Consider the following 4714-nt stretch of genomic DNA (forward strand, 5'->3'; position numbering starts at 1 on the left):
CCCGCCCCACTTGTAGCGCGCGAGGATGATCGCCCCATGAAGAAGCCGTCCCAGGCCCAGCCCCCCCCCAACGCGAAGCGCACCCCTGCTCCCGCCCGTGGCACCCCTCAATGGTGCCTGATGGTCCCCATCGCGGTGGCCATGACCTCGGGCTGCGCCACCCTGCAGGCCAGGCCGCCCCCTGGAGACTGTCCGCCCGAGACCACCGCCGCCATGAGGGCGCGCGGCTGGCTATTTGAAGGAGAGAACCATGGTCCAGACTTCTTCATACACCTTGGCAACACTGGGACCACAGCGCCGGTGGGTCCTGATCCAAAGCAGGTTGATCAGGTCCAGCAGGGTGGGGATCTGATCAGCCGTGTCGCTGATAATACGTTCATCAAATCCCTGCCCGTGGGAACGCTCCTCCACGGGAGACTCTGGACGGGGGACCCGGCCGATAAGGCTGCGTTTGCCCGATGGACCGAGGCTGAGCTCCCGGATGGCCGCAAGGTCCCGGTCTGCTTCGTCTCATGGCCCCTCATGTGGGCCCCAGGGTCCAGGCCTAACGCTCCCAGGCTCTCGACGCCCGTCCCCGCCCGTGGCACCACGCGGTGGGGACACCAGCTCGATATGTATGACGGAAAGTAAAGACGCTTGACAGCAACCCCGGCGGCTCGGGGTTCACTCCTACTTCACAGGTTGTTCGCTCACGCGGCATGCGCACGGTAGTCTCAGGCCCCTCGCCCACCCGCGAAGGAGCCTGCCCATGTTCATGAAGAAGCCCCCCGTTACAGCCACCGGAGAGATCCTCTTCAGCGCGGGGGAGGTCAGCTACGAGCACGTCCGAGAGCTCGGAGAAGGCGCGCGCGGCGAGCGGCTGCTCCTGGCGCGGACCCACCGCAAGGGCCGTGTGGGGGAGCAGGTGGTGCTCAAGGCCGTCCCACCGCAGGCGGAGCTCAAGGTCCGCCGGAGGCTGGAGGAGGAGGCGCGGATGGCCACCCGGCTCTCGCATCCCGCCATCGCTCGCCTGTACGCGCTGCACGAGCACGCGGGCACCCTCTACGCCGTCACGGAGTACGTCGAGGGAGACTCAGTGGACTCCGTCTTCAACGACGCGCTCCTGTGTGGACGCTACTGCTCCGAGCCGTTCGTCCTCTCTGTGGCCGCGGAGGTCGCCAGCGCCCTGCACCACGCTCACACGCTCACGGACGCGAAGGGAGCGTCGCTGGGAATCATCCACCGCGGCCTCCATCCTGAGCGCATCCGCATCGGGCCCCAAGGTGAGGTGAAGCTGATGGACTTCGGGCTTTCGCGCTCCCTGCTGACTGGCCGGCAGACGTCCTCCTTGCCACGCATGGGCGGGCGCGGCGTCTATTCCTCTCCCGAGCAGATCCTCCGCCAGCCCATGGACGGGCGCTCGGATCTCTTCGCGCTGGGGCTGGTGATGCTGGAGCTGCTCACCGGCCAGCACCTGCTGTGGCTGCTGGAGGACGTGGACCTGCGACGGCTCGGGCAGGATCTGGCCGCACTTCCCCCAGAGACGCTGGCGGCCGTGGACGAATTCGTTGAGGAGCTGGGCCGGCGCCAGCAAACTCTGGCGGGGGAGGAGCTGGCCCAGCTCATCCACCGCGCCCGCTCCCTGGGATTCGAGGATGTGGAGCGGGTCGCCAGAGAGGTCCCCGAGCCGACGCGTTTCATCCTTCACAAGCTGCTACGGCCCGAGCCTGCGGAGCGCTACGCGACCGCCGCGACGCTGGAGCGGGCCCTGCGCGAGCGCCTGCGTGCCCTCGGCCATCACGGGGCTCCGGACGTGGCGGAGGAGGTGTTCCAGATCAAGGCCGAAGCAGCAGGCTTCGCTCGAGAACGCCTGCTCCCGCCTCTGCTGGAAGCCGCGACCCCGGACGTCACCGCCCTCGATCCCGATCAGATCTCCACCCAGCCGTGAGCCGGCCCCCCCCTGAGGCCTCGCAATCCCTCGGCCTGCACGCGCGCCACTGGAGCGGCTCGGCTGCCTCTTCGCAGCCCGGACCCTCTCCAGCCCTGCCCCCGCGCTCAGCCGAGCTGCTTCAGCAGCCGCTCCGCCTGCTCGCGCAGGGACGGATCCAGCGCCGTCGGCGCCCGCCCCACCAGCTCCTTCACCAGCTCCTTCGCCCGAGCCTTGTCGCCCAGCTTCACGCACGCCAGCGCCAGGTTGAGCCGCGGCTCGGCACGATCCGGATCGCGCCGGTGCGCCTCCTCCAACACCGCGCGCGCCCGCTGCGTCCCCTCCGGCTGATCCGGCAGGCGCATCAGCAGCAGCCCCAGGTTGTTGGCCGCGCTCCATTCCTCCGGCGCCAGCTCCACGGCCGCGCTCCAGGCCGCCTCCGCCCCCTCCAGGTCCGGGGGACTCATGGCCTCGTAGACCATCGCCTCCACCGAGCGCGTCTGCGCCGTCGCCTGCCCGCGCTCGGCCAGCGCGTGGCACAGCGAGATCGCGTCCGCGAGCCGCCCCTGCGCCATCCGGAAGCGCGCCAGGTTGCCCACCGCGCTCGGGTGGTTGGGCTGCAGCTTCGCCAGCTGCTCGGCCACCTGCGCCGCGGCCTCGATGTCGCCCTTGCCCGCCAGCACGTTGCTCAGCGCCTCCAGCATGTGCGGCTCATCCGGGAACGCCTTCAGGCCCTGGCGCAGGATGTCCTCGGCCGCATCGAGCTCGCCACCCGCCTGCAGCGCCACCGCGAACACCACGTACGAAGGAATGTGCCCCGGGTTGAGCTTGAGCGACGTCTCCAGGTGCTCGAAGGCCTTCTTCAGCTCCCCGAGCGCGAACAGCACCCGCGCCAGCTGGAAGTGGTAGACCCCCACCTCCGGCTCGAGCTGCACCGCCTTCTCCAGCGCCTTCTTCGCCAGCTCGTTCTTGTCGGCCTCGGCCAGGAAGAAGCCCACGCCGTACAGGGCCTCGGCGCGGGGCGGGTCCTCCGACAGCTTCATGTAGATGGCGCCCGCCTGCTCGAACTCCCCCTTCTGCATGTGGAGCGCCGCGCGCACCAGCTGGGCATCCGCTTCGTCGTCCGCGGTGCCCCCAGCCGCCTGCGCCAGGAGCGACTCAGCCTGGGCCTCCTGGCCCTCGAGCGCCGCCAGCTTCGCCAGCGCGAGCAGCGCGCGACGATCGCGCGGGTTGCTCTGGAGGGCCGCCTGCGCCTCGGCGCGCCCCTGCTCCAGCTCGCCCTTCTTCAGGAGTGTCTCAAAACGTGGAGTGCTCATAGGTCTCAAATAGCAGAGGGCCCACTCCTATAGGAAGTGGGCCCTCTTCAAGAGGTTCGACGATGGGACTCAGCTCACCAGCCGCTGAAGAGCTTCTTGACCGCGTTGCCCACGGCCTTGCCGACTTCCTTCACGCCATCGGCGATCTTGTTGCCGACGTCCTTCACGGCGTTGCCGACGTCCTCAGCCGCGCCCTTGAAGAAGCTGCCGACCTTCTTGCCGATGTCCTTCACAACCTCGATGGGCTTGCTGATGACGTTCTTGATCGCGTCGCCGATCTTCTTGAAGTTGATGTCGACGTTGAAGCCCAGCTTGAAGCCGATGCCGAGCGCCGCGCCCAGCTCGAAGCGCGCCTTGAAGCGGCCGTTCTCCAGCTTGACGGACGCGTTGGCGGAGACACCGACGCCGGCCCAGGCCTCGGCCTTGCCGCCCACGCCGCCGTACTCGCCCAGGCTGACCTGGCCCTGCACGCCGGCCTTGGCGCCCACGAAGGCGTCGCCGCCCACTTCCAGCGCGTACTTGCCGTTCACCGGGTCGATGGTCAGGTCACCCGAGGCGTTCGCCTTGGCACCCACCCACGCGTGGCCCTGGCCCTCGGCGGACAGAGGCCCGAGCTTCGCCTTGAAGTCGGCCGCCGCGTCGATCAGCGTGGCCTGCGCGTGCAGCTCGCCGTGCGCCTTGAGGGCGCCCTTCTCGAAGGACACCGAGCCGCTGCCGTTCACCCCGGCCTCGAGGAAGCTGGCCCGGTAGTTGCCCGAGACGATGCCGTTCGGGTCACCGAAGCTGCCCTCCGTCTTCGCGACGGCCACGCTCTTCTCGAAGCTGCCGCTCTTCTCGAGCTTGGGCAGCTTGCCCAGCAGCCCCGCCAGCGCGCCACCAAAGCCGGTGGTGCCCAGCTTGGGGGTGTTCATCGCGCGGTCGGTGCTGTAGGTCTTGTTCCAGTTGCGGTTGATCTCGCCGCTCCGCTCGAAGCTGCTCTGAAGGCGATCCGGCAGCCCAGAGCCCGAGGGCTTGTTGGCGACAGTGTTCTTCTCGGGAGCCGCCGTGGTAGCCGGCTTCTCCTGCGTGGTGTTGCGGTTAACCAGACCAGAGCCAGGGGAGTTCGTAGAGCGGACGGACATGACAGCGACCTCGAAGGAATGAGTCAGTGCTTGGATTATCGCATGCTTGAGAGCAGGGTTGCGCCGGAGCCCCGATCTTTATCTCCCATTTGGGACACAAGGGTTCTCTGATCCTGAGAATAATTACAGCCGGGCAGCAAACCAGCGGGCGATCAGCTCCATGGAGAAGGCCAGCACCAGCAGGATCAGCCCCACCGCGGCCCGGGTGAAATCCAGAGGGTGGAGGCCGGGCTCCAGCACGGACTCGGTGGGGTCCTTGGGGTTGTAGGCGACCTGGACGCTCTGGCCGGGCAGGTACCGCGCCAGGGTGGCTTGGACCTGCTTCTCATTGCTCGTCTCTGTGGGACCCAGCCGTACAACCGTCGAGCCGA

Annotated in this window: 5 protein-coding genes; 1 reads left to right on the top strand and 4 read right to left on the bottom strand. The window is 68.3% G+C overall.

The annotated features are described in order from the left end of the window. Nucleotides 1–231: 231 nt before the first annotated feature. Complete coding sequence (locus VD972_RS43660) at nt 232–411, bottom strand: hypothetical protein (protein WP_324995745.1); 180 nt, start codon at nt 409–411, stop codon at nt 232–234. A 337-nt stretch (nt 412–748) separates the two neighbouring features. Between VD972_RS43660 and VD972_RS43665 the strand changes: the two genes are divergently transcribed. Further along, nucleotides 749–1927 (top strand): serine/threonine-protein kinase, encoded by a 1179-nt coding sequence (locus VD972_RS43665; protein ID WP_324995746.1) that lies wholly within the window; start codon nt 749–751, stop codon nt 1925–1927. A 107-nt stretch (nt 1928–2034) separates the two neighbouring features. Here VD972_RS43665 and VD972_RS43670 read toward each other — a convergent pair whose 3' ends face one another. From VD972_RS43670 to VD972_RS43680, 3 genes are all read right to left on the bottom strand, one after another. Continuing rightward, nucleotides 2035–3222: a tetratricopeptide repeat protein gene (locus tag VD972_RS43670; RefSeq protein WP_324995749.1), complete on the bottom strand. Its 1188-nt coding sequence runs from the start codon at nt 3220–3222 to the stop codon at nt 2035–2037. 74 nt (nt 3223–3296) lie between these two features. Next, nucleotides 3297–4343, bottom strand: coding sequence for a hypothetical protein (locus tag VD972_RS43675; RefSeq protein ID WP_324995751.1), 1047 nt, complete (start codon nt 4341–4343; stop codon nt 3297–3299). A gap of 123 nt (nt 4344–4466) precedes the next feature. Further along, nucleotides 4467–4714, bottom strand: a 248-nt coding sequence (locus tag VD972_RS43680; RefSeq protein ID WP_324995753.1) for a DUF3592 domain-containing protein, incomplete at its 5' end; no start/stop codon positions are given.

Origin of the sequence: Hyalangium sp., assembly GCF_035629615.1 — a bacterium.
Lineage (GTDB): Bacteria > Myxococcota > Myxococcia > Myxococcales > Myxococcaceae > Hyalangium.